24 protein-coding genes and 1 tRNA gene are annotated in these 26,553 nt (G+C 70.8%); 20 read left to right on the forward strand and 5 right to left on the reverse strand.

The features are described 5' to 3' along the window. Window positions 1-63: 63 nt before the first annotated feature. Window positions 64-2,691 carry an SCO7613 C-terminal domain-containing membrane protein gene (locus tag M4V62_RS34410; protein ID WP_249591089.1) on the reverse strand — a complete coding sequence of 876 codons (2,628 nt, stop codon included), beginning with the start codon at window positions 2,689-2,691 and terminating at the stop codon, window positions 64-66. Between the two features lie 92 nt (window positions 2,692-2,783). On the opposite strand from M4V62_RS34410, the gene M4V62_RS34415 reads away from it, so the two are divergent. Continuing rightward, window positions 2,784-3,242, forward strand: coding sequence for an SRPBCC family protein (locus M4V62_RS34415; RefSeq protein ID WP_249591090.1), 459 nt, complete (start codon window positions 2,784-2,786; stop codon window positions 3,240-3,242). 62 nt (window positions 3,243-3,304) lie between these two features. Continuing rightward, a tRNA-Val gene (locus M4V62_RS34420) sits at window positions 3,305-3,376 on the forward strand. Between the two features lie 96 nt (window positions 3,377-3,472). Here the strand turns inward: M4V62_RS34420 and M4V62_RS34425 are convergent. Beyond that, window positions 3,473-4,198 (reverse strand): 3'-5' exonuclease, encoded by a 726-nt coding sequence (locus tag M4V62_RS34425; protein WP_249591091.1) that lies wholly within the window; start codon window positions 4,196-4,198, stop codon window positions 3,473-3,475. A gap of 168 nt (window positions 4,199-4,366) precedes the next feature. Between M4V62_RS34425 and M4V62_RS34430 the strand changes: the two genes are divergently transcribed. The 3 genes from M4V62_RS34430 to thrS all read left to right on the forward strand — a co-directional run bounded on the left by M4V62_RS34430 (window position 4,367) and on the right by thrS (window position 8,269). Further along, a complete protein-coding gene (locus M4V62_RS34430; RefSeq protein ID WP_249591092.1) occupies window positions 4,367-4,933 on the forward strand; it encodes a DUF4365 domain-containing protein in 567 nt (188 codons plus the stop codon). Next, window positions 4,930-6,162 carry a hypothetical protein gene (locus tag M4V62_RS34435; RefSeq protein WP_249593132.1) on the forward strand — a complete coding sequence of 411 codons (1,233 nt, stop codon included), beginning with the start codon at window positions 4,930-4,932 and terminating at the stop codon, window positions 6,160-6,162. Before M4V62_RS34430 ends, M4V62_RS34435 begins: the two co-directional genes overlap by 4 nt. A 130-nt stretch (window positions 6,163-6,292) precedes the next feature. Then, complete coding sequence (thrS, locus tag M4V62_RS34440) at window positions 6,293-8,269, forward strand: threonine--tRNA ligase (protein ID WP_249591093.1); 1,977 nt, start codon at window positions 6,293-6,295, stop codon at window positions 8,267-8,269. A gap of 39 nt (window positions 8,270-8,308) precedes the next feature. Here thrS and M4V62_RS34445 read toward each other — a convergent pair whose 3' ends face one another. Next, window positions 8,309-8,965 carry a potassium channel family protein gene (locus M4V62_RS34445; protein WP_249591094.1) on the reverse strand — a complete coding sequence of 219 codons (657 nt, stop codon included), beginning with the start codon at window positions 8,963-8,965 and terminating at the stop codon, window positions 8,309-8,311. A 67-nt stretch (window positions 8,966-9,032) separates the two neighbouring features. On the opposite strand from M4V62_RS34445, the gene M4V62_RS34450 reads away from it, so the two are divergent. Beyond that, entirely contained in the window at window positions 9,033-9,596 is a 564-nt protein-coding gene (locus tag M4V62_RS34450) for an HIT family protein (protein WP_249591095.1), read from the forward strand. Between the two features lie 6 nt (window positions 9,597-9,602). On the opposite strand, the gene M4V62_RS34455 is transcribed toward M4V62_RS34450, so the two are convergent. Both M4V62_RS34455 and M4V62_RS34460 read right to left on the reverse strand, forming a co-directional pair. After that, window positions 9,603-11,270 (reverse strand): hypothetical protein, encoded by a 1,668-nt coding sequence (locus tag M4V62_RS34455; RefSeq protein WP_249591096.1) that lies wholly within the window; start codon window positions 11,268-11,270, stop codon window positions 9,603-9,605. Window positions 11,271-11,404: 134 nt separating this feature from the next. Next, window positions 11,405-13,612 (reverse strand): elongation factor G-like protein EF-G2, encoded by a 2,208-nt coding sequence (locus M4V62_RS34460; protein ID WP_249591097.1) that lies wholly within the window; start codon window positions 13,610-13,612, stop codon window positions 11,405-11,407. Between the two features lie 258 nt (window positions 13,613-13,870). On the opposite strand from M4V62_RS34460, the gene pgsA reads away from it, so the two are divergent. From pgsA to M4V62_RS34530, 14 genes are all read left to right on the forward strand, one after another. Beyond that, the gene (gene pgsA, locus M4V62_RS34465) at window positions 13,871-14,542 is read left to right on the forward strand and encodes a phosphatidylinositol phosphate synthase (RefSeq protein ID WP_249591098.1); all 672 of its coding nucleotides are present in this window, start codon (window positions 13,871-13,873) and stop codon (window positions 14,540-14,542) included. Next, on the forward strand, window positions 14,539-15,477 hold the full coding sequence (locus tag M4V62_RS34470; RefSeq protein ID WP_249591099.1) for a phosphatidylinositol mannoside acyltransferase: 939 nt from the start codon (window positions 14,539-14,541) through the stop codon (window positions 15,475-15,477). Before pgsA ends, M4V62_RS34470 begins: the two co-directional genes overlap by 4 nt. Further along, window positions 15,474-16,634 carry a glycosyltransferase family 4 protein gene (locus M4V62_RS34475; RefSeq protein WP_249591100.1) on the forward strand — a complete coding sequence of 387 codons (1,161 nt, stop codon included), beginning with the start codon at window positions 15,474-15,476 and terminating at the stop codon, window positions 16,632-16,634. Before M4V62_RS34470 ends, M4V62_RS34475 begins: the two co-directional genes overlap by 4 nt. A 79-nt stretch (window positions 16,635-16,713) precedes the next feature. Then, window positions 16,714-17,259 (forward strand): LemA family protein, encoded by a 546-nt coding sequence (locus tag M4V62_RS34480; protein ID WP_249591101.1) that lies wholly within the window; start codon window positions 16,714-16,716, stop codon window positions 17,257-17,259. Window positions 17,260-17,397: 138 nt separating this feature from the next. After that, on the forward strand, window positions 17,398-18,312 hold the full coding sequence (gene pdxS / locus M4V62_RS34485; RefSeq protein WP_160503800.1) for a pyridoxal 5'-phosphate synthase lyase subunit PdxS: 915 nt from the start codon (window positions 17,398-17,400) through the stop codon (window positions 18,310-18,312). Window positions 18,313-18,324: 12 nt separating this feature from the next. Beyond that, window positions 18,325-18,930: a pyridoxal 5'-phosphate synthase glutaminase subunit PdxT gene (gene pdxT, locus M4V62_RS34490; protein WP_249591102.1), complete on the forward strand. Its 606-nt coding sequence runs from the start codon at window positions 18,325-18,327 to the stop codon at window positions 18,928-18,930. A gap of 48 nt (window positions 18,931-18,978) precedes the next feature. Then, a complete protein-coding gene (locus M4V62_RS34495; protein ID WP_249591103.1) occupies window positions 18,979-19,731 on the forward strand; it encodes a YebC/PmpR family DNA-binding transcriptional regulator in 753 nt (250 codons plus the stop codon). 132 nt (window positions 19,732-19,863) lie between these two features. After that, window positions 19,864-20,439, forward strand: coding sequence for a crossover junction endodeoxyribonuclease RuvC (ruvC, locus tag M4V62_RS34500; protein ID WP_249591104.1), 576 nt, complete (start codon window positions 19,864-19,866; stop codon window positions 20,437-20,439). Next, a complete protein-coding gene (gene ruvA, locus M4V62_RS34505) occupies window positions 20,436-21,044 on the forward strand; it encodes a Holliday junction branch migration protein RuvA (RefSeq protein WP_249591105.1) in 609 nt (202 codons plus the stop codon). Before ruvC ends, ruvA begins: the two co-directional genes overlap by 4 nt. A 65-nt stretch (window positions 21,045-21,109) precedes the next feature. Continuing rightward, the gene (gene ruvB / locus M4V62_RS34510) at window positions 21,110-22,192 is read left to right on the forward strand and encodes a Holliday junction branch migration DNA helicase RuvB (RefSeq protein ID WP_249591106.1); all 1,083 of its coding nucleotides are present in this window, start codon (window positions 21,110-21,112) and stop codon (window positions 22,190-22,192) included. Between the two features lie 164 nt (window positions 22,193-22,356). Further along, window positions 22,357-22,827 carry a preprotein translocase subunit YajC gene (gene yajC / locus M4V62_RS34515; RefSeq protein WP_249591107.1) on the forward strand — a complete coding sequence of 157 codons (471 nt, stop codon included), beginning with the start codon at window positions 22,357-22,359 and terminating at the stop codon, window positions 22,825-22,827. 170 nt (window positions 22,828-22,997) lie between these two features. After that, the gene (secD, locus tag M4V62_RS34520) at window positions 22,998-24,773 is read left to right on the forward strand and encodes a protein translocase subunit SecD (RefSeq protein ID WP_249591108.1); all 1,776 of its coding nucleotides are present in this window, start codon (window positions 22,998-23,000) and stop codon (window positions 24,771-24,773) included. A 1-nt stretch (window position 24,774) separates the two neighbouring features. Beyond that, a complete protein-coding gene (gene secF / locus M4V62_RS34525; protein ID WP_249591109.1) occupies window positions 24,775-25,902 on the forward strand; it encodes a protein translocase subunit SecF in 1,128 nt (375 codons plus the stop codon). Beyond that, window positions 25,899-26,447: an adenine phosphoribosyltransferase gene (locus M4V62_RS34530; protein ID WP_249591110.1), complete on the forward strand. Its 549-nt coding sequence runs from the start codon at window positions 25,899-25,901 to the stop codon at window positions 26,445-26,447. The genes secF and M4V62_RS34530 overlap by 4 nt, the downstream gene beginning before the upstream one ends. Window positions 26,448-26,553: the final 106 nt, after the last annotated feature.

Genomic DNA, 26,553 nt, shown 5'->3' on the forward strand with positions numbered 1-26,553 from the left:
TCGCTTTCCCGTGCGGCACAAGGGAATTGACGTCCCGTCGGCTGCCGCGCGGGAAAAGCGGAGTCAGTGCATTCTGCCGAGAACGTCACGCACCCGGCGTGCGTCACGCAGCCGCTGTTCGTACGTGGCGCCGATGGCGAGGAGCAGGAGTCCGGCCAGCGCGGGCGGCAGCCAGCGCGGCAGGGCGTCCACCACTTGGACGATGTAGGGCGCCAGTTCGTGCAGCGCGTCCAGCGCGAGGACCGCGCCGCCGAGCACCAGCGGAGCCTGTAGCCGGTGCCGGGCGCCCACCAGCGTGATCAGCAGGGCCGCGGTGCCCAGGAGCAGCGGGCGCTGCCAGTGCGCGTCGCTCCAGGCGGCGATGAGGCTCGGCAGGAGGGTCGCGGCGAGGCCGGGGCCGTACGCGGTCCAGGAGGACGTCTCTGGGGAGCGGCGGCGCCGCAGCACGCCGATCAGGAGGGCGGGGACGGTGACCGGCAGGGTGTACGCCTCCGGGGTGCCGACGTCCCAGGCGGCCAGGCGTACCCAGGTCGCCAGGAGGAACAGCGCACCGGCCGCGTACCCGACGGGGCGGCGGTCCGTGCGGAGCGCGGTGCCCGCGGCGATGACGCCACCCAGCGCGAGGGCCAGGGCAAGGGTCGTCGCGTGCCCCGTGGTGAGGACGACGGCGAGTCCGCCCGCGAGGGCCCCGGTGATCTCCACCGGCGGCGTCAGCGGGTGACGGCCGAGCCGGGCCGCGGCGAGGGCGCTGAGCGCGGGGACGACCAGCATGAGCAGCCCGGTGTGGTCCGGACGCAGGTTCCAGGCGGCGCCCGTGGCACAGGCGAGCGCGGTGGCGTACGCGACGGCCGCACCGACGGCGGCGGGCGCCACACCGGGCACGGGTGCCTGACGGCGGGCCGCGAGCACTGTCGCCGCCAGGAACAGAGCCGTCAGGGCGCCGAGAGTGCCGAGCGTCGCCTCAGTGGTGGCCAGGGCAAGGAACGCGACGCTCACCGAGGAGGCGACCGCCAGGCTCAGCGAGGTGAGGGCGACCGCCTTCGAGGCGACGCGCGACGCGACGGCGAGCAGGGCGGCGGTCAGGACGACGTACGCCGACACCCCGGCCGCATAGGGGAGTTGGAGTGCGGAGGGGAGGATGAGAAGGGCGGCCCAGGCGAGGGTCAGGGCGCCGGAGCGGGTGATGGCGGGGGTGTTGAGGTGAGGTGCGCCGGACGGACCCGAGGCGGGGGCGAGGGGCGGTTCGGCGCCCCGCTCCGCACCGGCATCCGCCGAAGGCTCTGCGCCCGGCCTCGTTGCGGACCCCGCATCGGGACCGGTGGCAGGATCCGCACCGGGCGCCGCGGTCGGCGCCGCGCCGGGACCTGAGGCAGGGGCGGCGGATGGTGCCGCTGCGGCGGCAGCTGACCGGCTGCGCGGCAGCGTCCCCGGCAGCTCAATGATCGCGGGCAGAAGACGGGCCGCCGCGAACAGCGCCCCGGCGACCGCCGCGAGGACGAGCGAGGCCATGACGGGGTGTTGGACGGGCAGTCCGGATACGGCGAACGCGTCCCCCGCGTCCTCCGGCGCGCCCGACCACGCCTTTCCGGCCCAACTCACGGGCCCGAACAGGGCGGTGACGAACGCGGGCAGCGTCCACAGCGCCGCGAGCGCGTGCACCAGGAGCGCCGCACCGGCGATCCCACGCAGGACGGGGCGCGGCAGGGCGGTGCGTACGACCGCCAACAGCGCGATGCCGCACGCCAGATAGCCGGGGACCGTCCATGCGGAGGGCAGCGCCTCGCGCAGCACACCACCGGCCGCGGCCGCCACGAGCAGGCCGCCCGCGAACGCCGCGCCCGTCGCCTGCGTGATCAGCCACGCAGCCACCAGCGCGATCGACGCGGCAAGCATCAGGAGCGCGCTCGCCCGCGCCGCGTCGGGCAGATCCGTGGCGGACCAGGACAGATACCCCGAGCTCGCCGCGCCCCACAGCCCCGTGGCGCAGGCGCCGACGGTCGCGATGACGCGTACGGCCGGGTCCCCGACCCGCAGCGCGATGGCGACGTCGAACGCCGCCGTCACCAGAAGCGCCGCAGTCGTCGCGTGGTCACCCGCCTCCGCGGCGCGCGCCCAGAGGAACAACGGGAGTTGAGCGGTCGCCACGGCCAGCGGCAAGGGCAGCCGCAGCTCGCGGAAGAGCAGTCCGTACGCCGCCCACAGCGCCGCGAGCCCGGCGGACGCGGCCGCCGTGTAGCCCAGGGCGTCGGCCTGTGGCAGGGCGACGGCACGGAGGGCGTACGCGTCCAGGGCGGTCAGGGCGAGGCCGAGCGCGGCCACCGTCTCCGCCGTCGAACGCAGCTTCCGGCGCAGAAGGAGCGCGGGCACGCCGAGTGCCGTGAGCGTCACGGCCGCGAGGACGGCGCTGCGGCCGCCGATGCCGAGATGGCCCCAGCTCACCAGCGTGAAGGCGATCGCCGCGATGGTCAGCAGGATGCCGCCCAGCGTGAGCAGCGCGTTCTGCACGTTCGGCGGTGTGGCCTCCGGGGCGCGGGCCGGCCGCGGGGGAGCGGGGGCGGGTGCCGCTGCCGCTTGCAGGGCGGTGATCAGCCAGGCGCGGCGTTGCAGCAACTGCGACCTGCGCGCGTCGAGTCGGTGCAGCTCCAGGTCGAGGACGCGGAGCTCCTCGGCCGGGGGCGGAATGTTCGTCATGGCGTGGAGTGTGGTCCAGGACACAGCAACCGACATCGGTGCGGATACTCAGTACGTACTCAGATCGGACGCCCTACCGGCAGACTCGGACCATGGACTGGAGCCACTACCGCTTCCGCAGCATCTGGAACGTGCCCGCACCGCCCTGTGACGTGTACGCCGTCCTCGAACGCGCCGAGGACTATCCGGCGTGGTGGCCCCAGGTGCGTGAGGTGACCCCCGTGGACGAGCACAGCGGCACCGCGCGCTTCCGCTCCCTCCTGCCGTACGACCTGTTCGTCACCGGCGAGGAGCGGCTCCGCGACCCGGAGAGCGGAGTCCTGGAGATCGCGATGACCGGGGATCTGGAGGGCTGGGCGCGCTGGACCGTCACGGCCGTGCCGGACGGGACACAGGCGGTCTACGAGCAGGAAGTGGTGGTGCGCAAACCGCTGATGCGGCGCCTCGCCGTGCCCGGGAGACCCGTCTTCCTCCTCAACCACGCGCTGATGATGCGCGCGGGCGAGCGAGGTCTGAAGGAGCACCTCGGAGGGGACTTGAGGGGGGACTGACGGCTTCCGCGGAAGCGGTTTGAAGGAAACCCGCGAAGACCTGTATTGTTCAGTCCGTTCCCGGGCGATTAGCTCAGTGGGAGAGCGCTTCGTTCACACCGAAGAGGTCACTGGTTCGAACCCAGTATCGCCCACCCGGAGAATGCCGGTCCGTCACCGACGGACCGGTTTTTTTCATGCCAACACAGCTTCATGCCACCACAGCTTCATGCCCGCACTCGTACGGACCGTCAGGCTGCCGCAGGCATTTCGGGCCGCAGGGGCCAGGCCGGATCCACGGCCTCCGGCGTACCGCTGCGCGCGAACCAGGCCTGCAGACCGCGCGCCTGCGCCGCGTGCCACACCGCCTGGAGCGCGTGCAGCTCGGCAGGCGAGAGCCGTTCGAGCCGGGACGCGAAGCGCTGACCCACGGCACGCACGACATCCAGCGCGGCCTGCGCGTCGGCCGCCGCGTCGTGCGCCTCGTCCAGTTCCACCGCGTAGTGCGCGCACAGATCGGTCAGGGTGCGGCGGCCCTTGCGGTAACGGTCGAGCTGCTTGTCCAGGACCCGCGGATCCAGGACGCACAGGGACGAGCCCGCCATGTAGTGGCTGAGCGACGACGCGCGGTGCCTGCGCAACTCCCGGTCCAGGATCGTCAGATCGAACGGTGCGTTCATGACGACGATGGGGCGGCCCGCCGCACCCTGCTCCGCCAGTTCCCTCGCTATCTCCTCCATCACCGGCGCGGGCCAGCGGCCGTTGTGCTGGAGATGTTCCTCCGTCAGGCCGTGCACCGCGGTGGCGCCCGCGGGCACGGGAACGCCCGGGTTCACCAGCCAGCGAGTGATCCGCGGGCGGGTGCCCGCACCTTGCTGGACGACGACGGCGGCCGACACAATGCGGTCGGTCTCGACATCGACGCCCGTGGTCTCCGTGTCGAATGCGGCCAAGGGCCCCTCGTACCAGCACGTCATAGTGACGCAACTCCTCGATCATGTCCGGCAGATGGCTTTCCTCCCCTGCCCACACCGGTGATACCCGGGCCGTTTGCGCTGTACGCAGCCCGGAGACAACAGAGGTACAGGGCCCCGGAATTGACCGGCCCGAAGCGGGGATTCACTGGTTCGGAAGGCTCGTTGCACATGGCGCTCGCGCAGCCCGAAAAGGGTGGGCTGCTGCCCGAGCGGATCGCACCGCCGCGCGGCACACTCGCCACCACCGCCTGCATGGAGACCCTTCAGGTGGGTTATCTGCACGCCGTCGCCGCCGCGGCGGGGTGCTCGCTCTCGCAGCCCTTCCCGGACAACGGGATCGACTGGCACGTCAGCCACAGCGCCCCCGGGCACACGGTCGACGACGAAGTCACCATCAAGGTGCAGCTCAAGTGCACGTACCAGATACCGCCGAACCCCCCGGGCGCCGCCTTCTCCTTCACGCTCGACAACCCGCACCTGGAGAAGCTCGCCCGGACCCCGGTCGCGGTGCACAAGATCCTGGTCGTGATGCTCGTGCCCCGGTCGCAGGACGACTGGCTGCGCGCGAGCCACGACCGGCTCGACCTGCGGCACTGCTGCTACTGGACCAACCTCGCCGGACACCAGGTGACCGGCCGGCGCAGGACCACCGTGCGCGTCCCGACCTCGCGGATCTTCGACGACAGGGCCCTCTGCGAGATCATGACGCGGGTCGGGACGGGAGGGAGACCCTGATGCACCGCCCGATCGAAGAGCCGCTACGTTCCGTTCGCCCGCACCCCGTTGAAGCCGCGGGCGCCTGGGCCGATCCGCTGGGTCCGCTCGACCCCGCGCAGGTCGACCCCGCCGTGCTCGGCGCGCTGCTGGACCGGCACGGCTGGCACCGGCGCGGGGGAGCGGCGGGGCGCTACGCCCGCTGGAGCCCTCCGGGACCCGGCGGCTCCGGCACGAGTCTGCTCGTGCCGGAGAGCAGGGCCTTCCCCGACTGCGAGGACCTGCTGGGCGAGGCGCTCACCGCGCTGTCGCGCAGTGCGTCGCCGTCCGCGCGTGACGTGCTCGTCGGGCTCACCGTGCCCAGCGACGAGATCCGCTGGTGGCGGGATGTCCCGCTGGGTCCCGCGGGCGCCGCGACCTGGACGGCGGAGGAGCAACTGCGGGCGGCGGCACGGCAGATGCTGCTCGCGGGAGCCCTCGCGGCGCGCGGCCGTGCCGGGTACTACGGGGCGCGGCACCGTGGGCCCGCCGCCGCTTCCCTGGAGAGCGTCCTGGTCGGGCCCGCTCCCGGTGGGCGCCAGCTCACCGCGTTCGTGCCCGTCCTGACCGGGCGCCTGATCGCGGTGCGGCTGCACCAGGCGCTGTACGCGGTCCGCGAGGCCGTCGACTACCAACGCGCCACCGGTGGCATGGACGCCTTCGACGGTGCCGTGGAGGCGGGCGTCAGCCATGAGCTGACCGAGGCCGTCGTGGCCCTGGTGCGGGGCACGGAAGGGGCGCGGATCGCCGTGGAGTGGGCGCCGGCCGCCGGGGTGCCCGAGGGGTGCGCCGTCGATGCGGAGCCCGTCGAGTTCTCGCCCGGTGACCTGACGGTGCTGCGGGAGGCGAGCGCCCGCTATCTGCGGGACGAGCCTGCGATGCCGGTGCGGATCACGGGGGCCGTGGTGCGGATGCGGCGGTCGGGGCCGCGGGGTGAGGGCACCGTGCGGGTGCGGGTGCTCGCAGGGGCGGACGTCCCCCACGTACGCATGACCCTCGACGAGGAGTCGTACCGCATCGCGGGCCATGCCCACCTCGTGGGCCTTCCGATCCGGGTGCACGGGCGCCTGGAGAGCCGGGGCGGGTTCCGGCGGCTCACCGGGGCCTGTGGAGTGGTGCCGGTGCAGGTGGACGACGCGGAGAAGGACCGCCTGATGAAGTCCCTCCAGGAGAATCTCGACTTCTTCGAGGAGGCGTGCAGCGGCGACTAGGGGCGCCTGGGGCGGGTGCGGCCGGGGCCGGGGAGACAACCGTTTCGCGATGGGCGCCCCCGGCTCGGTACGATTCGTTTCGCGCGCAGGAGCAGATCTGCCGCGACCCCCTTCAGGTAGGAGAAGACCGGTGTCAGACGTCCGTGTGATCATCCAACGCGATTCCGAGCGGGAAGAGCGCGTGGTGACGACGGGCACTACGGCCGCCGAACTCTTCGCCGGTGAGCGCACCATCGTCGCCGCCCGTGTGGCCGGCGAGCTGAAGGACCTCGCGTACGCCGTGCAGGACGGCGAGGAGGTCGAGCCGGTCGAGATCTCCTCCGAGGACGGCCTGAACATCCTGCGCCACTCCACCGCGCACGTGATGGCGCAGGCCGTGCAGGAGCTCTTCCCCGAGGCCAAGCTGGGCATCGGCCCGCCGGTCCAGAACGGCTTCTACTACGACTTCGACGTCGAGAAGCCGTTCACGCCCGAGGATCTCAAGGCCATCGAGAAGAAGATGCAGGAGATCCAGAAGCGCGGTCAGCGCTTCTCGCGCCGCGTCGTCACCGACGAGGCCGCCCGCGAGGAGCTCGCCGACGAGCCGTACAAGCTGGAGCTCATCGGCATCAAGGGCTCCGCGTCCAGCGACGACGGCGCGGACGTCGAGGTGGGCGGCGGCGAGCTGACCATCTACGACAACCTCGACCCGAAGACCGGCGACCTGTGCTGGAAGGACCTCTGCCGCGGTCCCCACCTGCCCACCACCCGCAACATCCCGGCGTTCAAGCTGATGCGCAACGCCGCGGCGTACTGGCGCGGCAGCGAGAAGAACCCGATGCTCCAGCGCATCTACGGCACCGCCTGGCCCACCAAGGACGAGCTCAAGGCCCACCTGGAGTTCCTCGCCGAGGCCGAGAAGCGCGACCACCGCAAGCTCGGCAGCGAGCTGGACCTCTTCTCCATCCCGGAGCAGATCGGCTCGGGCCTCGCGGTCTTCCACCCCAAGGGCGGCATCATCCGCCGGGTCATGGAGGACTACTCGCGGCGCCGTCACGAGGAGGAGGGGTACGAGTTCGTCTACACCCCGCACGCCACGAAGGGGAAGCTCTTCGAGACCTCGGGCCACCTGGACTGGTACGCCGACGGCATGTACCCGCCCATGCAGCTCGACGAGGGCGTGGACTACTACCTCAAGCCCATGAACTGCCCGATGCACAACCTGATCTTCGATGCGCGCGGGCGTTCCTACCGTGAACTGCCGCTGCGCCTCTTCGAGTTCGGCACGGTGTACCGCTACGAGAAGTCCGGCGTCGTGCACGGCCTGACCCGTGCCCGCGGCTTCACCCAGGACGACGCGCACATCTACTGCACCAAGGAGCAGATGGCGGAGGAGCTCGACAAGACGCTCACCTTCGTCCTGAACCTCCTGCGTGACTACGGCCTGACCGACTTCTACCTGGAGCTCTCCACCAAGGACCCGGAGAAGTTCGTCGGCTCGGACGAGATCTGGGAAGAGGCCACCGCGACGCTGCAGCAGGTCGCCGAGAAGCAGGGCCTCCCGCTGGTCCCCGACCCGGGCGGCGCCGCCTTCTACGGCCCGAAGATCTCCGTGCAGTGCAAGGACGCCATCGGCCGCACCTGGCAGATGTCGACCGTGCAGCTCGACTTCAACCTGCCGGAGCGCTTCAACCTCGAGTACACCTCGCCGGACGGCAGCAAGCAGCGTCCGGTGATGATCCACCGCGCGCTCTTCGGGTCCATCGAGCGGTTCTTCGCCGTGCTCCTCGAGCACTACGCGGGCGCGATGCCGCCGTGGCTGGCCCCGGTCCAGGCGGTGGGCATCCCCGTCGGGGACGCGCACATCCCCTACCTCCAGGAGTTCGCGGCCGAGGCCAAGAAGAAGGGCCTGCGGGTCGAGGTGGACGCCTCGTCGGACCGCATGCAGAAGAAGATCAGGACGCAGCAGAAGCTGAAGGTCCCCTTCATGATCATCGTCGGCGACGACGACATGAACGCGGGCACGATCTCCTTCCGCTACCGCGACGGCTCGCAGGAGAACGGCATCCCGCGCGACCAGGCGCTCGCCAAGCTCCTCGACGTGGTGGAGAGCCGCGAGCAGGTCTGATCCGTCCCCGCCCGCGCGGGGGTCGGGCCCCCGGGACGTTCACCGTCCCGGGGGCCTCTCGTCGTCCTCCCGCGCGAACACCTGCAACAGCCACGACGAGAACGCTCCCGTCACCGCGCCGAGCAGCGCGAGGCCGCAGAGCATCACGCCGACCGCGATCAGCCGCCCCAGCGGCGTCACGGGCGTCTCGTCGCCGTAGCCCACGGTCGCGAGCGTGGCCGATGCCCACCACGCCGCGTCCCCGAACGTGCGGATCGTGGCGCCCCGCGCCGCGTGCTCCTGCTGATAGACGGCCAGCGCCCCGGTGAAGCCGAGGAGCAGCGCCGAGAGACCGGCGTACGTGACCACGCGCGCGTGCAGCGCGAGACGCGGCTTCCCGTGCCTGCGCTGGACCGCTTCGTAGACGTGCACGACGCGCAGCGGCCGCAGCAGGGGCAGGACGAGGACGAGGGTGTCCAGCCAGTGGCCGCGTACGAAGCGCAGTCCCTGCCCGCTCAGCCGCCACCGCACCGCGTAGTCCACGGCGAACGCGGCCCAGGCCGCGAAGATCACCGCGAGACAGACGCCGCGCCCTGCCCCGGGCAGCCCGGAGGCCAGGACCAGCACCGCGTACGCGGCGAGGTAGAGCAGCGACGCCACGGCCAGCGGCGCCTCCGTGCGGTTCTCCCAGCGTGCCTGACGGCTGTCATGGGTCATCTGCACAGCTTCGCGGTGCTGCGCCCGGCGGGCGCCCCGCCGACACGCTTCGATCGGGCTAAGTCATATGCTGCACTGCATGACGAGTGAGCCGGAGCAGCAGATCGGAGTGGGGACGCAGGACGCGTTCCAGCGCCTGTGGACGCCCCACCGGATGGCGTACATCCAGGGCGAGAACAAGCCGAGCGGTCCGGGCGCCGACGACGGCTGTCCCTTCTGCTCCATCCCGGCCAAATCCGACGAGGACGGTCTGGTCGTCGCGCGCGGCGAGCAGGTGTACGCGGTGCTCAACCTCTACCCGTACAACGGCGGCCACTTGATGGTCGTGCCCTACCGCCACGTCGCCGACTACACGGAGCTGACCGCCCTCGAGACGGCCGAGCTCGCCGAGGTCACCAAGCAGGCCATGACGGCGCTGCGCGCCGCGTCCGGGGCGCACGGCTTCAACATCGGCATGAACCAGGGCACGGTGGCGGGGGCCGGCATCGCCGCGCATCTGCATCAGCACCTCGTGCCGCGCTGGGGCGGGGACACGAACTTCATGCCGGTCGTCGGCCACACGAAGGTGCTGCCGCAGCTGCTCGCGGACACCCGCAAGATGCTGGCCGACGCCTGGCCCGCCGCGCGCTAGGGCGCCTCACGCGTCGTACACGTCCGCCTTCCTCGGCATCGGGTCCTGGACCAGTCCGCTGAGGAGGCCGGAGCGGTTGCCGAACTTCTCCGTGTCGACGCCGTTCTCCTCGAGCACCTTGATGGCCGCCGAGTGCACCACGCGCAGCACCGGTGTGGCCGCGCGCAGGGCGTCGTCGGCCATGAAGCGGTGCCGCCAGGGCTTGTCCGCCCAGGCGTGCCGCAGGCCGAAGGGCTCGGGCAGGACCAGCTTGCCGCCGAGGTGGTCCAGGATCGGCGGATACCACGTGAAGGGGGCGCGCACCGCGAGGCGAACGACCTCGTCGGCGTCGACCAGCGGCAGTTTGCGCTCGGTGGTCTCCCAGAACTTGATGGGCTTGGAGACCTTCTTCACCTTGGGGTCGGGCTTGCTGGTGAACAGCGAGTGGACCGGTCCGAGCGCGTGGCCGGTGACCTCGATGCGCAGCGTCTCGTGCAGGACGGTCACCGTGATCAGCATCGTGATGACCAACTGGCCGTCCCACAGCGTGAACTGGACCCCCAGATAGTGCCGGTTGCCGCTGCCGAACTGCTGCTCGTTGCAGATCCGCTGTATCTCGTGGCCGCGGACCTGGAAGGCCTCGACCTCCGTGCCGCTGGGGCGCGAGACCGCCTTCGCGTTCTCCCCGATGGGGGAGACGATCCAGTGCTTTATCGACGGCGTCGGGAAGCCGCCGGTGTGCAGCGGGCCGCGCTCCAGGAGCCGCAGCTGGTCGTGCACCGCGCGTATGACGTCCCAGCTGCGGAAGGGGTGGATCTCCGTGCCTTCCTTGCTGGAGACCAGCTCCTCGGCGAGCTGCCAGCTGCCCCAGCGCGTGCCCATGCCCAGTATTCCCTTGGGGCCGGCGTAGAAGACCGAGTTGCTCTGCTGCTCGGCCGACAGGCGCGCGAGGCCCTGACGGAGCTGCTCGGCGGCCGTCTCACCCGGGCTGCCCGGCACCGCCTCGGGGATCTTGGCGCCGATGCCGCCGCCGGAGAGCAGGCTCCCCCAGCGGTCGCGCAGGTCCCTCGCGGTGCGCTCGGCGATCATCTTGGCCCAGAACCAGCCCAGTACGGGGACGACGATGGCCGCGCGGATGTACCAGCCAAGAAGGCCGTCGACCGGCAGCTTGACGAGGAAGATCACGGCGAGGACGCCGATGGCGACCATGGCGGCCGTGGCGATCGCGCTCGCCCGCTTGTTGTCCCGCTTGACGACCGCCTGCTTGACGGTGAAGAGCAGCAGCCAGACCAGGAGTCCGGGCAGGAAGAGCAGCCCGCACAGCACCATCACGACGGTGAGCCAGCGGTCGCGCTCCTTGCGGATGTTGTTCGCGGCGAGGCAGTGCTCGACGATCGACTGCGGTTCCATGCCGAAGGACTGGATGAGCGGCTTGCGGGCGCCGCCGAGCATCCGCACCTGCACGGCCCGCGCGAACGCCTCGCCCAGATTCGGCGCGAAGAGCGACCAAAGGCCGTCCTTCACCTCGGACTTGTGCCATTCGTTGTTGGCGTCGAGGATCTTCGCGGCCTTGTCGTCGCGGTACGCGGCCGACGCCAGGGCGTGGGTCGCCGCCGTCTGCCCCGCGGCCCCGGACAACGGGACCTGGGCCCCGGGCCTGAAGTCGAATACGTCATCCGCCACTGCCGCCCCCAACGCCGCAAAACCTTCGCTGCTGCGGCTCTTCCCGACTTCCCTGCCCGGCACACCTGTTGATCAGGTCATCAGCGTATCGGTGCGCACCGACATCCGGCAGGGCGCATCCGGTGCACCCTGCCGGATCCGATCAACTAGGAGACGTCCTGGGCCTGTTCACGGATCCTCTCGGAGAGCTGCGGAGGCATGGGCTCGTGGCGTGCGTACGTCCGGCTGAAGCGCGCGGTGCCCTGCGACAGGGACCGCAGGTCCACGGCATACCGCCCGATCTCGATCTCGGGCACCTCGGCCCGTACGAGCGTGCGCCCGCCGGGCGCCTGCTCGGTCCCGACCACCCGGCCGCGACGCCCCGAGAGGTCGCTCATCACCGCGCCCACATGGTCGTCGGCGACCAGGACCCGCACCTCGGCCACCGGCTCCAGGAGATGGATCCTGGCCTCGGCCGATGCCTCGCGCAGGGCGAGCGCGCCCGCCGTCTGGAACGCGGCGTCGGAGGAGTCCACCGAGTGCGCCTTGCCGTCGAGCAGCGTGATCCGTACGTCGATGAGGGGGTAGCCGGCGGCCACACCCCGCGCGGCCTGCGCCCGCACGCCCTTCTCGACGGACGGGATGAACTGCCGGGGCACGGCGCCGCCCACGACCTTGTCGACGAACTCGATGCCGCTGCCGCCCGGCAGCGGTTCGACCTCGATCTCACAGATCGCGTACTGGCCGTGGCCGCCGGACTGCTTCACATGGCGGCCGCGTCCCCCCGACCTGCCCGCGAACGTCTCCCGGAGGGAGACCTTGTGGGTCACGACGTCGACCCGCACGCCGTACCGGCTGCGCAGCCGTTCCAGGGCGACGTCCGCGTGGGCCTCGCCCAGGCACCACAGGACCACCTGGTGGGTGTCCTGGTTCTGTTCCAGGCGCATCGTCGGGTCCTCGGCGACCAGGCGCGAGAGCCCCTGGGAGAGCTTGTCCTCGTCCGCCTTGCTGTGCGCCTGGATGGCGAGCGGCAGGAGCGGGTCGGGCATGTCCCAGGGCTCCATCAGGAGCGGATTGTCCTTGGCCGAGAGGGTGTCGCCCGTCTCGGCGCGGTTCAGCTTGGCGACGCAGGCCAGATCGCCCGCGATGCAGCGGGTGAGCGTGCGCTGCTGCTTGCCGAAGGGGGAGGAGAGAGCGCCGACGCGCTCGTCGACGTCGTGGTCCTCGTGGCCGCGGTCGGCAAGGCCGTGCCCGGAGACGTGCACGGTCTCGTCGGGGCGCAGGGTGCCGGAGAAGACGCGTACGAGCGAGACGCGCCCCACGTAGGGGTCGGACGCGGTCTTCACGACCTCGGCGACCAGCGGCCCGTCGGGGTCGCAGGTGAGCGCGGGCCGCGGCTTGCCGCCCGGTGTGGTGACGGCCGGCGCCGGGTGCTCCAGGGGGGTGGGGAAGCCGCCCGTGATCAGTTCGAGGAGCTCCACCGTGCCGATGCCCTGCCGGGCGCCCTCGGCCGCGGGCGCCGCCGCGAGGACGGGGTGGAAGATGCCGCGCGCCACGGCCCGTTCCAGGTCGTCCACGAGTGTCTTGAAGTCGATGTCCTCGCCGCTGAGGTAACGGTCCATGAGGGACTCGTCCTCGCTCTCGGCGATGATCCCCTCGATCAGTTTGTTGCGTGCGTCCTCGATGAGCGGGAGCTGGTCGTCGCCCGGTTCGGACTCCTTGCGCTCGCCGGACGCGTAGTCGAAGATCCGCTGCGAGAGCAGCCCGACCAGGCCGGTCACCGGTGCGTGCCCGTCAGGCCCCTCGGTCCCGTGCAGCGGCAGGTACAGCGGGAGCACGGCGTCGGGATCGTCGGCCCCGAACGCGTCGGCGCAGGTCCGCGTCATGTCGCTGAAGTCGGCGCGGGCCGCCTCCAGGTGCGTCACCACGATGGCCCGCGGCATGCCGACCGCCGCGCACTCCTCCCACACCATGCGGGTCGCGCCGGTGATGCCTTCTCTGCCCTCGGCCGCCGAAACGACGAAAAGGGCCGCGTCCGCCGCGCGCAGACCGGCCCTCAACTCGCCGACGAAATCGGCGTACCCGGGGGTGTCCAGAAGATTGATCTTGAAGCCGCCCCATTCGACGGGGACCAGGGACAGCTGCACCGAGCGCTGCTGACGGTGCTCGATGTCGTCGTAGTCGGAGACGGCGGTGCCGTCCTCCACGCGGCCCGCGCGGTTCACCGCCCCCGCGGTCAGCGCGAGGGCCTCCACCAGAGTCGTCTTGCCCGATCCGCTGTGGCCGACCAGCACCACATTCCGTACGGACGCGGGGTGGTCGGCCGCTGTAGCCCTGCCGGCGGCTCCGGGGTGTGCGTTCGCCTTGTCGCCCATGCCTTGGCCTCCCGGTCACGTGCACGGTGAGGAGGCACCGCCCCCTCGGGGATGCTGGCTGCTCGCGGACATGCGGGGCCGTGTGCGGGTCGGCTCCGGCGACGCCCGCGGTGCTTTCGAGCTTTCCACTCGGGTCACTGTGCGTCCATACGTCGTACGCGATCGTGAGGGGGCGAGCCGGTCCGTCAAGGGCGTGACTACGATGGGCCAGCCGGTGGCCAACAGGGCCGCGCGGCTCACCGACCCCTCGGGAAGGCCATGCTGAACAAGTACGCGCGTGCATTCTTCACGCGTGTTCTCACACCGTTCGCCGCGTTTCTCATCCGTCGCGGCGTGAGCCCCGACGCGGTCACGTTCATCGGCACCGCCGGTGTGGTGGCGGGCGCGCTGGTCTTCTTCCCCCGCGGAGAGTTCTTCTGGGGCACGATCGTCATCACGCTCTTCGTGTTCTCCGACCTCGTCGACGGGAACATGGCGCGGCAGCTGGGACGCTCCAGCCGCTGGGGAGCCTTCCTCGACTCGACACTCGACCGGGTGGCCGACAGCGCGATCTTCGGTGGCCTGGCGCTCTGGTACGCGGGCTCCGGCGACAACGACGTCCTGTGCGCCGTCTCCATCTTCTGCCTGGCCAGCGGCCAGGTGGTCTCGTACACGAAGGCGCGCGGCGAGGCGATCGGCCTGCCCGTCGCCGTCAACGGCCTGGTGGAGCGCGCCGAGCGCCTGGTGATCTCGCTGGTCGCCGCGGGCCTGGCGGGACTGCACAAGTTCGGGGTCCCCGGCATCGACGTCCTGCTGCCGATCGCCCTGTGGATCGTCGCCGTGGGCAGCCTCGTCACGCTCGTCCAGCGCGTCGTGACCGTGCGCAAGGAGGCCGCCGAGGCGGACGCGGCCACGCAGGCACCGGCCCAGGGCAGTGAGGCCACGTCGTGAAGGACCGACTGACCGACGCGCTCTACGGAGCAGCCTGGAGCACGGTCAAGAAGCTCCCGGAACCGGTGGCGGTACGCCTCGGCCGGACCATCGCCGACACCGTGTGGAAGCGGCGCGGCAAGGGCATCCTGCGCCTGGAGGCCAACTACGCGCGCGTGGTGCCCGACGCGAGCCCGGAGCGCCTCGCCGAACTGTCCAGGGCGGGCATGCGCTCGTACCTGCGCTACTGGATGGAGTCGTTCCGGCTGCCGTCGTGGAGCCGGGAGCGTATCGGGGCAGGCGTCGCCATCAACGACCTCCACCGGCTGACGGACGGCCTGGCCTCCGGCAAGGGCGTCATTCTGGCCCTTCCGCACCTGGGCAACTGGGACCTGGCGGGCGCATGGGTCACCACGAAGCTGGACACGCCGTTCACGACGGTCGCCGAGCGCCTCAAGCCCGAGACGCTGTACGACCGCTTCGTCGCCTACCGCGAGGGCCTCGGCATGGAGGTCCTGCCGCACGAGGGCGGCTCCGCCTTCGGCACCCTGGCGCGGCGGCTGCGCGCGGGCGGCCTGGTCTGCCTCGTCGCGGACCGGGACCTCTCGGCCTCCGGCGTCGAGGTGAAGTTCTTCGGGGACACCGCGCGGATGCCCGCGGGGCCCGCGATCCTCGCGCAGCAGACGGGAGCGCTGTTGCTGCCCGTCACTCTCTGGTTCGACGAGACGCCCGTCATGAAGGGGCGTGTTCACGCCCCCATCGATGTCCCCGAGACAGGTACCCGCACGGAGAAGACGTCTGTCATGACGCAGGCGCTGGCAGACGCCTTCGCCACGGGTATCGCCGACCATCCGGAGGACTGGCACATGCTGCAGCGCTTGTGGCTCGCTGATCTCGACCCCGCGAAGGGGCCCGCCGACGGTTCCGGGCACCCCGCCGAGGGGACCGCCCCGTGAGGATCGGCATCGTCTGCCCCTACTCGTGGGACGTGCCGGGCGGCGTCCAGTTCCACATCCGCGACCTCGCGGAGCATCTGATCCGCCTCGGGCACGAGGTGTCCGTCCTGGCCCCGGCGGATGACGAGACCCCCCTTCCGCCGTACGTCGTGTCGGCGGGCCGCGCCGTCCCGGTTCCGTACAACGGCTCGGTGGCCCGGCTCAACTTCGGGTTCCTCTCGGCCGCGCGGGTGCGGCGCTGGCTGCACGACGGCACCTTCGACGTCATCCACATCCACGAGCCGACCTCGCCCTCCCTGGGGCTGCTCACGTGCTGGGCGGCGCAGGGCCCGATCGTCGCGACGTTCCACACGTCCAACCCGCGCTCGCGGGCGATGATCGCGGCGTACCCGATCCTGCAGCCCGCCCTGGAGAAGATCAGCGCGCGCATCGCGGTGAGCGAGTACGCGCGCCGCACGCTCGTCGAGCACCTGGGCGGCGACGCGGTCGTCATCCCGAACGGCGTGGACGTCGACTTCTTCACCAAGGTCGAGCCCAAGGCGGAGTGGCAGGGCGGCACGATCGGCTTCATCGGCCGCATCGACGAGCCGCGCAAGGGCCTTCCGGTGCTGATGAAGGCGCTGCCGAAGATCCTCGCCGAGCGCCCCGACACCCGGCTGCTCGTCGCGGGCCGCGGCGACGAGCACGAGGCCGTCTCCTCGCTGCCCGTCGAGATGCGCGAACGCGTGGAGTTCCTCGGCATGGTCAGCGACGAGGACAAGGCGCGGCTGCTGCGCAGCGTGGACGTGTACGTCGCTCCCAACACCGGGGGCGAGAGCTTCGGGATCATCCTGGTCGAGGCCCTTTCGGCGGGCGCACCCGTCCTCGCCAGCGATCTGGACGCCTTCGCGCAGGTCCTCGACCAGGGCGCCGCGGGCGACCTGTTCACCAACGAGGACGCGGACTCGCTGGCCGCCGGGGCGCTGCGGCTCCTGGGCGACCCCGAGCGCCGCGAGGAGCTGCGGGAGCGCGGCAGCAAGCACGTGCGCCGCTTCGACTGGTCGACGGTGGGCGCCGACATCCTCTCGGTGTACGAGACGGTGGCGGACGGCGCGGCGGCGGTGGCCGCCGATGAACGCGCGAGCCTCCGGTCGCGCTTCGGGCTCGCACGGGACTGAACCGCTCGCCGGGTTCCCCGTGACGGAGCGGGGGGCCCGGCGGTGAACCGGCGCCGCCGATGCGACTAGCCTTCCCCCGGTGACCTCGACACTGATCTGGATCGCGGTAGCCCTCTTCGCGATCGGCCTCTACCTGAGCTGGACCGCGGGCCGGCTCGACCGGCTGCACGCACGCATCGACGCGGCCCGCGCCGCTCTCGACGCCCAGCTGCTGCGCCGCGCCTCGGTCGCCCAGGAGCTGGCCACCTCAGGGGTGCTCGACCCCGCGGCCTCCATCGTGCTCTACGAAGCGGCGCACGCGGCCCGGCAGGCGGAGGAGGAGCACCGCGAAGTCGCCGAGAGCGAGCTCAGCCAGGCGCTGCGCGCGATCTTCGGCGAGGTGCAGCAGGTGGAGGCGGTGCGCGAGGCCCCGGGCGGCGACGAGGCGGCGACCGAACTGGCCGCGGCCGTGCGCCGGGTGCCGATGGCCCGGCGGTTCCACAACGACGCCGTACGCGCGGCCCGCGCCCTGCGCAGGCACCGCAAGGTCCGCTGGTTCCGCCTCGCGGGGCACGCGCCGTTCCCGATGGCCTTCGAGATGGACGACGAGCCGCCGGTCGCGCTGGCCGACCGCGCGACCACATAGAGCCACCACACACGCCGCTGACCAGGGGCGTCCGGGAAAAATGAGCCACGGGTCGTCTATTGGCCCTTGCTGTGGACTGGTCGCCGGGAGTTTCCTCGTAGACGCAGTAACCCGTCTTCAGCGAGCGAGGTCAACTCCGTGTCCAGCACCCTCCCCAGCAGCAACCAGTCGCCCGAGACCGGCACCGCGCGCGTCAAGCGCGGCATGGCCGAGCAGCTCAAGGGCGGCGTCATCATGGACGTCGTCAACGCCGAGCAGGCGAAGATAGCCGAGGACGCCGGCGCGGTGGCCGTCATGGCGCTGGAGCGGGTTCCTGCCGACATCCGCAAGGACGGCGGCGTGGCCCGGATGTCCGACCCGAACATGATCGAAGAGATCATCGAGGCCGTCTCCATCCCCGTCATGGCCAAGTCCCGCATCGGCCACTTCGTCGAGGCCCAGGTGCTCCAGTCCCTCGGCGTCGACTACATCGACGAGTCCGAGGTCCTGACCCCGGCCGACGAGGTCAACCACAGCGACAAGTTCGCCTTCACGACCCCGTTCGTGTGTGGCGCCACCAACCTGGGCGAGGCCCTGCGCCGCATCGCCGAGGGCGCGGCCATGATCCGCTCCAAGGGTGAGGCCGGCACCGGCAACGTCGTCGAGGCCGTGCGCCACCTGCGCCAGATCAAGAACGAGATCGCCAAGCTGCGCGGCTTCGACAACAACGAGCTGTACGCCGCCGCCAAGGACCTGCGCGCCCCGTACGAGCTGGTCAAGGAGGTCTCCGAGCTGGGCAAGCTGCCGGTGGTCCTCTTCTCGGCCGGTGGCGTCGCCACCCCCGCCGACGCCGCTCTGATGCGTCAGCTCGGCGCCGAGGGCGTCTTCGTCGGCTCCGGCATCTTCAAGTCGGGCGACCCGGCCGCGCGCGCCGCCGCCATCGTGAAGGCCACCACCTTCTACGACGACCCCAAGATCATCGCGGACGCTTCCCGCAACCTCGGCGAGGCCATGGTCGGCATCAACTGCGACACCCTCCCCGAGGCCGAGCGCTATGCCAACCGCGGCTGGTAAGGCACCACGCAGATGACTGACACCCCTGTAGTCGGCGTCCTGGCTCTCCAGGGCGACGTACGGGAACACTTGATCGCCCTGGCCTCGGCGGACGCCGTGGCCAGGCCGGTCAGGCGTCCCGAAGAGCTGGCCGACGTGGACGGCCTGGTCATCCCCGGCGGTGAGTCCACCACCATCTCCAAACTGGCCGCCCTGTTCGGCCTGTTGGAGCCCCTGCGCGCACGCGTGCGCGCCGGTATGCCGGTCTACGGCACCTGCGCGGGCCTGATCATGCTCGCCGACAAGATCCTGGATCCGCGCTCGGAGCAGGAGACCTTCGGCGGCATCGACATGATCGTGCGCCGCAATGCCTTCGGGCGGCAGAACGAGTCCTTCGAGGCGGCCGTCGCCATCGCCGGCATCGACGGCGCCCCCGTGGAGGGCGTCTTCATCCGCGCCCCCTGGGTCGAGTCGGTCGGCGCGAGCGTCGAGGTGCTCGCCGAGCACGAGGGTCACATCGTCGCCGTGCGCCAGGGCAACGCGCTCGCCACGTCGTTCCACCCCGAGCTGACGGGCGACCATCGCATGCACGAGCTGTTCGTGGGGATGGTGCGGGGGCACGCGGCGGCGGGATCCTAGTAGGATCTCTGCGTTCGTACAGTTGGGTAACGCGAAGGAGACAGGCAGATGTCCGGCCACTCTAAATGGGCTACGACGAAGCACAAGAAGGCCGTGATTGACGCCAAGCGCGGCAAGCTCTTCGCGAAGATGATCAAGAACATCGAGGTCGCGGCCCGCACGGGCGGCGCCGACGTGTCCGGTAACCCGACCCTCTTCGACGCCATCCAGAAGGCCAAGAAGAGCTCGGTCCCGAACAAGAACATCGACTCCGCGGTCAAGCGCGGCGCCGGTCTCGAAGCCGGTGGCGCCGAGTACGAGACGATCATGTACGAGGGCTACGGCCCGAACGGCGTCGCGGTGCTCATCGAGTGCCTCACCGACAACCGCAACCGCGCGGCCTCGGACGTACGCGTCGCGATGACCCGCAACGGCGGCTCCATGGCCGACCCGGGCTCCGTCTCGTACCTCTTCAACCGCAAGGGCGTCGTGATCGTCCCCAAGGGCGAGCTGTCCGAGGACGACGTCCTCGGCGCGGTCCTCGACGCGGGCGCCGAAGAGGTCAACGACCTCGGCGAGTCCTTCGAGGTGCTCAGCGAGGCCACCGACCTGGTCGCGGTCCGCACCTCGCTCCAGGACGCCGGCATCGACTACGACTCGGCCGACGCCAACTTCGTCCCGACCATGCAGGTCGAGCTGGACGAGGACGGCGCGCGGAAGATCTTCAAGCTGATCGACGCGCTCGAGGACAGCGACGACGTCCAGAACGTCTTCGCCAACTTCGACGTGAGCGACGAGGTCATGGAGAAGGTCGACGCGTAGCGCTGTCGCGAGCTGAGCAGTTTCGGCGGGCCGGGTGGGACACACGTCCACCGGCCCGCCGCTGTTGTCGGTGGCAGCGGATAGCCTGGCGTGAAGTTCGAAGATCGCCGCGGCGACGAGGGGAGGGCGCGCATGCGCGTACTGGGGGTGGACCCCGGGCTGACCCGGTGCGGCGTGGGCGTCGTCGACGGGGTCGCCGGGCGGCAGCTGACCATGCGCGCCGTCGGTGTCGTACGGACGCCGCCGGACGCCGAGTTGGGCCACCGCCTGGTCGCCATCGAGCAGGGCATCGAGCAGTGGCTCGACGAGCACGACCCCGAAGTCCTCGCCGTGGAGCGGGTGTTCAGCCAGCACAACGTGCGTACGGTCATGGGCACCGCCCAGGCCAGCGCCGTGGCCATGCTCTGCGCGTCGCGCCGCGGCATCCCCGTCGCCCTGCACACCCCCAGCGAGGTCAAGGCCGCCGTCACCGGCAGCGGCCGTGCCGACAAGGCGCAGGTCGGAGCGATGGTCACCCGCCTCCTGCGGCTCGACGCACCGCCCAAGCCGGCCGACGCGGCGGACGCCCTCGCCCTCGCCATCTGTCACATCTGGCGCGCCCCCGCGCAGAATCGCCTCCAGCAGGCGGTGGCCCAGAATCGCCTCCAGCAGGCCGCAGCCCTGCACGCATCGAAGACCGCACCAGCACAGAAAGGCCGTACCGCATGATCGCCTTCGTCAGCGGCCCCGTGGCCGCACTCGCCCCCGACACCGCGGTGGTCGAGGTCGGCGGTATCGGCATGGCCGTCCAGTGCACGCCGAACACGCTCTCCACCCTGCGCCTCGGCCAGCCGGCCAAGCTCGCCACCTCCCTGGTCGTCCGCGAGGACTCCCTGACTCTGTACGGCTTCGCGGACGACGACGAGCGCCAGACCTTCGAGCTCCTGCAGACCGCCAGCGGCGTCGGGCCCCGCCTCGCGCAGGCCATGCTCGCCGTGCACAGCCCGGACGCCCTGCGCCGCGCGGTCGCCACCGGCGACGAGAAGGCGCTCACCGCGGTCCCGGGCATCGGCAAGAAGGGCGCCCAGAAGCTGCTGCTTGAGTACAAGGACCGGCTCGGCGAGCCCCTCGGCACCGGCGGTCCCGCGATCGGCACCCCGGTCACCTCCGGCTGGAGCGACCAGCTGCACGCGGCGCTCATCGGCCTGGGGTATGCGACGCGCGAGGCCGACGAAGCCGTCGCCGCCGTCACCCCGCAGGCCGAGGCGTCCGAGAAGCCGCAGGTGGGCCAGCTCCTCAAGGCCGCGCTCCAGACGCTGAACCGCACCCGCTAGCCCGCACCCGCCAGCCCCTGCCCCTGACGCCCCTGACCACCAGAACCACATCGCGAGGCGAGCTCATGAACTGGGACGAGACGACCGACGAAGCGACCGCCGCACCCGGCGCGGCCGAGCGGCTCGTGGGTGCGTCCGCCGACGGCGAGGACCAGGCGGTCGAGGCCGCCCTTCGCCCCAAGGACCTGGGCGAGTTCATCGGCCAGGAGAAGGTCCGCGAGCAGCTCGACCTCGTCCTGCGCGCGGCCCGCGCACGCGGCGCCACCGCCGACCACGTCCTGCTCTCCGGCGCCCCCGGCCTCGGCAAGACCACCCTCTCGATGATCATCGCGGCCGAGATGGGCGCCCCGATCCGCATCACCAGTGGCCCGGCCATCCAGCACGCGGGCGACCTCGCCGCGATCCTCTCCTCCCTCCAGGAGGGAGAGGTCCTCTTCCTGGACGAGATCCACCGGATGTCACGCCCCGCCGAAGAGATGCTCTACATGGCGATGGAGGACTTCCGCGTCGACGTCATCGTCGGCAAGGGCCCCGGCGCCACGGCCATCCCGCTGGAACTGCCGCCCTTCACCCTGGTCGGCGCCACCACCAGGGCGGGTCTGCTGCCGCCGCCGCTGCGTGACCGCTTCGGTTTCACCGCGCACATGGAGTTCTACGAACCGGCCGAGCTGGAGCGGGTCGTCCATCGCTCCGCCCAGCTGCTCGACGTGGAGATCGACCCGCAGGGCGCCGCCGAGATCGCGGGACGCTCGCGCGGCACGCCCCGTATCGCCAACCGCCTGCTGCGCCGCGTCCGGGACTATGCGCAGGTCAAGGCCGACGGAGTGATCAACAGGGACATCGCGGGCGCGGCCCTCAAGGTCTACGAGGTGGACGCCCGCGGCCTGGACCGCCTGGACCGCGCCGTCCTCGAAGCCCTGCTCAAGCTCTTCGGCGGCGGGCCCGTGGGCCTGTCGACGCTCGCGGTCGCCGTGGGGGAGGAGCGCGAGACGGTCGAGGAGGTCGCCGAGCCCTTCCTGGTGCGGGAGGGACTGCTCGCGCGCACCCCCCGGGGCCGGGTCGGGACGCCCGCCGCATGGGCGCATCTCGGCCTTGTTCCACCACGGCAGGCGGGCGGAATCGGACAAGGGGACCTGTTCGGGGCGTGACGGCGCGCGTAGTGGAACGGTCAGGAACTGCGGTGCCATGCTGAGCGTTGTTCCTTAGGTGCGGACTCGCTTAGACTCCGCCGATGCCGCCCTTGTGGGCGGCGTGCCCACCCCCGTCCATCAGGCCGCTTATCTGCGCGGTCATGCGAAGGAAACTCCGTCCCGTGAATATCGTGACCCTCCTCCCCTTCATCGTGCTCATCGGGGCCATGTTCCTGATGACGCGCTCCGCCAAGAAGAAGCAGCAGGCGGCCGCGCAGATGCGCAATGAGATGCAGCCCGGCACCGGCATCCGCACGATCGGGGGCATGTACGCCACCGTCAAGGAGGTTCACGACGACGCCGTCCTCCTTGAGGTGGCTCCTGGTGTGCACGCGTTCTACGCGAAGAACTCCGTGGGCGCCGTCCTGGACGACGACGAGTACAACCGCATCGTCCACGGCACGAGTGAAGACCTGAAGTCGGACAACCCCGTCGTCCTGGACGACGCCTCCTCCCTGACCGAGACCGACGAGCCCGCCGCCGGCGCTTCCGACGACTCGCCCATCGACCTCGGCAAGAAGGACGCGGACAGCGCCCCCGAGGCCGACGACGCCGAGCCGAAGAAGACCGACGGCGAGTCCGACACGAAGTAACCACCACCGGGGTCCGTGGGGCGCGCCGCTCGCGCTGCCACGGCCCCCTCAGTGCGTGGGTTTCGTGACGGGTCTCGACACCATTCATGGCCGCCCAACCTGGGAACTCCCCGCTCAGCGATGGGGGCAGTGCACCGGACGCCGGGCGGTTGGACAGGGAGAACGAGAAGGTGGCAGCACCTAAGAAGGGCCGAAGGCAGAGCGCCCCGGGCAAGCCGGGCCGCTCTTTGGCTTTCATCCTGATCGCCCTCGTGGCGCTCACCGGGGGGATGTTCCTTTCCGGGAACACCACGCCTCGCCTCGGCATCGACCTCGCCGGCGGCACGAGCATCACGCTCCAGGCGAAGAACGAGCCCGGCCAGAAGAACGCGATCAACCCGACCAACATGAACACCGCGGTCAGCATCATCAACAACCGCGTCAATGGTCTGGGTGTGTCCGAGGCCGAGGTGCAGACCCAGGGCGAAGACAACATCATCGTCAACATCCCCAAGGGCACGAACGAGAAGCAGGCGCGCGAGCAGGTCGGCACGACCGCTCAGCTCTACTTCCGTCCCGTCCTGACGGTGGCCAGCGGTGAGCCCACCCCCGAGCCGTCCGCCAGTTCGTCCGGCAAGGACAAGGACAAGGCGGACCCGGACAAGGCGACCGAGAAGGGCGACGACAAGGCGTCGTCGACCCCGACCGCCTCCGACTCGCCCACCTCCCAGGGCCGCGCCGTCACCGACGGCCTGAAGGCCGACGCGACGCCGACCCCGAAGGCCTCGGACAAGGCCAGCGACAAGGACGACAAGGCGTCGCCGACCCCCACCCCGTCGGCCGACCCGGCCACCGCGGCGCTGCAGAAGAAGTTCACCGAGCTCGACTGCACCGACAAGGCGCAGCGCGGCAAGGTCGGCGACGGCATCAAGCCGTCCGAGCAGACCGTGGCCTGTGGCAAGAACAACGCCGGGCAGTGGGAGAAGTACGTCCTCGGTCCGGCCGAGCTGAACGGCAAGGACGTCGACGACGCCAAGGCCACGATCAACCAGCAGAGCGGTGCCTGGGTCGTCAACATGGACTTCACGAGCGGTGGCTCGAAGAAGTTCTCGAAGACGACCAGCAAGCTCTCGCAGCAGCAGCCGCCCATGAACCAGTTCGCCATCGTCCTCGACGGCGAGGTGGCATCGGCCCCCAGCGTCAACACGACCCTGAGCGCGAACGCCGAGATCTCCGGCAGCTTCACCCAGGAGTCGGCCCAGGACCTCGCGAACATCCTGTCGTACGGCGCGCTGCCGCTCACCTTCCAGGAGCAGAGCGTCACCACCGTCAGCCCGGCGCTCGGCGGCGAGCAGCTGCACGCCGGTCTGATCGCCGGAGCCATCGGCCTCGCGCTCGTCATCATCTACCTGGTGGTCTACTACCGCGGCCTCTCGCTGATCGCCATCGCGAGCCTCCTGGTCTCGGCAGCCCTGACGTACACCCTGATGACGCTGCTCGGCCCGGCCATCTCCTTCACCCTGAACCTGCCCGCGGTGTGTGGTGCGATCGTTGCGATCGGCATCACGGCGGACTCGTTCATCGTGTTCTTCGAACGCGTCAGGGACGAGATCAGGGAGGGGCGCACCCTGCGTCCCGCCGTCGAGCGCGCCTGGCCGCGCGCCCGGCGCACCATCCTGGTCTCCGACTTCGTGTCGTTCCTCGCGGCCGCGGTGCTCTTCATCGTCACGGTCGGCAAGGTCCAGGGCTTCGCGTTCACGCTCGGCCTGACCACGCTGCTCGACGTCGTGGTGGTCTTCTTCTTCACCAAGCCGCTGATGACCCTGATGGCGCGCAAGAAGTTCTTCGCGAACGGCCACAAGTGGTCCGGCCTCGACCCGCAGCGCCTCGGCGCCAAGCCGCCGCTGCGCCGCACCCGCCGTGCCACTGGTTCTGCCGCTGGCCCTGTCGACCCGAAGGAGGCGTGAGATGTCGAAGCTCGGCAGTCTCGGCGCCAGGCTCTACCGCGGTGAGGTCGGCTACGACTTCGTCGGCAAGCGCAAGATCTGGTACGGCATCTCGATCCTGATCACCATCACGGCCATCGTCGGCCTTGCGGTGCGCGGCCTGAACATGGGCATCGAGTTCGAGGGCGGTGCTGTCTTCACCACCCCGAAGACCAGCGTCTCGGTCGCGCAGGCCGAGAAGTACGCGGAAGAGGCCTCCGGCCACGACGCGGTCGTCCAGGAGCTCGGCTCGGGCGGTCTGCGCATCCAGGTCGCCGGTGTGGACACCGCCAAGTCCGACCAGATCAAGGCTGATCTGGCCAAGGACATGGACCTGAAGGCCAACACCATCAACGCCGATCTCGTGGGCCCCAGTTGGGGTGAGCAGATCAGCAAGAAGGCCTGGACGGGCCTGGTCATCTTCATGGTCCTCGTGGTGATCTATCTGGCGATCGCCTTCGAGTGGCGCATGGCGCTCGCCGCGCTGATCGCCCTGATCCACGACATCACGATCACCGTCGGTGTGTACGCCCTGGTGGGCTTCGAGGTCACCCAGGGCACGATCATCGGTCTCCTGACGATCCTCGGTTACTCGCTCTACGACACCGTGGTGGTCTTCGACAGCTTGAAGGAGCAGTCGAAGGACCTCACCAAGCAGACCCGGTGGACCTACAGCGAGGTCGCCAACCGCAGTATCAACAGCACCCTGGTGCGCTCGATCAACACCACGGTCGTCGCGCTCCTGCCGGTCGCCGGACTGCTCTTCATCGGCGGCGGTTTCCTGGGCGCGGGCATGCTCAACGACATCTCGCTGTCGCTGTTCGTCGGCCTCGCGGCCGGTGCGTACTCCTCGATCTTCATCGCCACGCCGCTCGTCGCCGACCTCAAGGAGACCGAGCCGCAGATGAAGGCGCTCAAGAAGCGCGTCCTCGCCAAGCGTGCCGCTGCCGCGGCCAAGGGCGAGTCCGTGGAGAGCGCCCCGCAGGACGAGGACGACGAGCCGCAGGACGACGTGGATCAGGACGCCGCCCCCGCGGGCGTCGTCGGCCCGCGCACACAGCCTGCCTCGCGGGGCCGTGGCCGCGGCCGTCCGTCGGGGAAGCGCCGATGACCGAGCTCGCCGGAACGACTCAGCTGCTGCTCAGCCGCATCCGAGACGTTCCCGATTACCCCGAGCCCGGGGTGATGTTCAAGGACATCACGCCGCTCCTCGCGGACCCGGAGGCCTTCGCCGCACTGACCGAGGCCCTCGCGGACCTCGCGGTGCGGCACGGAGCCACGAAGATCGTCGGCCTGGAGGCCCGCGGCTTCATCCTGGGCGCCCCGGTCGCCCTGCGCGCCGGGCTCGGCTTCATCCCCGTACGGAAGGCGGGCAAGCTCCCCGGAGCGACGCTCAGCCAGTCGTACGACCTGGAGTACGGCAGCGCCGAGATCGAGGTGCACGCCGAGGATCTCGCCGCCGACGACCGCGTCCTGGTCGTCGACGACGTCCTGGCGACCGGCGGCACCGCCGAGGCGTCACTGCGGCTCATCCGCCGTGCGGGCGCTCAGGTGGCCGGTGTGGCGGTTCTGATGGAGCTCGGCTTCCTCGGGGGCCGCGGCAAGCTGGAGACGGCCCTGGAGGGCGCCCCGCTGGAGGCCCTCCTCACCGTCTGAGGCGGCTGAGCAGCCACCACGCACACCCCGAGGCGGGCCCGGAGGAATCCGGCGCCCGCCTCAGGTGTTCCTTCTGTAGAGACCGAGGGTCGGCCGTGTGGAGACC

This window comes from Streptomyces durmitorensis (genome assembly GCF_023498005.1).
Taxonomy (GTDB): domain Bacteria; phylum Actinomycetota; class Actinomycetes; order Streptomycetales; family Streptomycetaceae; genus Streptomyces; species Streptomyces durmitorensis.

Bases quoted from the DNA above. Each gene is read 5' to 3' on its own strand.
- M4V62_RS34410 (WP_249591089.1), bottom strand. From the start codon at position 2,691: ATGACGAACATTCCGCCCCCGGCCGAGGAGCTCCGCGTCCTCGACCTG.
- M4V62_RS34415 (WP_249591090.1), top strand. From the start codon at position 2,784: ATGGACTGGAGCCACTACCGCTTCCGCAGCATCTGGAACGTGCCCGCA.
- M4V62_RS34425 (WP_249591091.1), bottom strand. From the start codon at position 4,198: ATGACGTGCTGGTACGAGGGGCCCTTGGCCGCATTCGACACGGAGACC.
- M4V62_RS34430 (WP_249591092.1), top strand. From the start codon at position 4,367: ATGGCGCTCGCGCAGCCCGAAAAGGGTGGGCTGCTGCCCGAGCGGATC.
- M4V62_RS34445 (WP_249591094.1), bottom strand. From the start codon at position 8,965: ATGACCCATGACAGCCGTCAGGCACGCTGGGAGAACCGCACGGAGGCG.
- M4V62_RS34450 (WP_249591095.1), top strand. From the start codon at position 9,033: ATGCTGCACTGCATGACGAGTGAGCCGGAGCAGCAGATCGGAGTGGGG.
- M4V62_RS34460 (WP_249591097.1), bottom strand. From the start codon at position 13,612: ATGGGCGACAAGGCGAACGCACACCCCGGAGCCGCCGGCAGGGCTACA.
- pgsA (WP_249591098.1), top strand. From the start codon at position 13,871: ATGCTGAACAAGTACGCGCGTGCATTCTTCACGCGTGTTCTCACACCG.
- pdxT (WP_249591102.1), top strand. From the start codon at position 18,325: ATGACTGACACCCCTGTAGTCGGCGTCCTGGCTCTCCAGGGCGACGTA.
- M4V62_RS34495 (WP_249591103.1), top strand. From the start codon at position 18,979: ATGTCCGGCCACTCTAAATGGGCTACGACGAAGCACAAGAAGGCCGTG.
- ruvC (WP_249591104.1), top strand. From the start codon at position 19,864: ATGCGCGTACTGGGGGTGGACCCCGGGCTGACCCGGTGCGGCGTGGGC.
- ruvA (WP_249591105.1), top strand. From the start codon at position 20,436: ATGATCGCCTTCGTCAGCGGCCCCGTGGCCGCACTCGCCCCCGACACC.
- ruvB (WP_249591106.1), top strand. From the start codon at position 21,110: ATGAACTGGGACGAGACGACCGACGAAGCGACCGCCGCACCCGGCGCG.
- secF (WP_249591109.1), top strand. From the start codon at position 24,775: ATGTCGAAGCTCGGCAGTCTCGGCGCCAGGCTCTACCGCGGTGAGGTC.
- M4V62_RS34530 (WP_249591110.1), top strand. From the start codon at position 25,899: ATGACCGAGCTCGCCGGAACGACTCAGCTGCTGCTCAGCCGCATCCGA.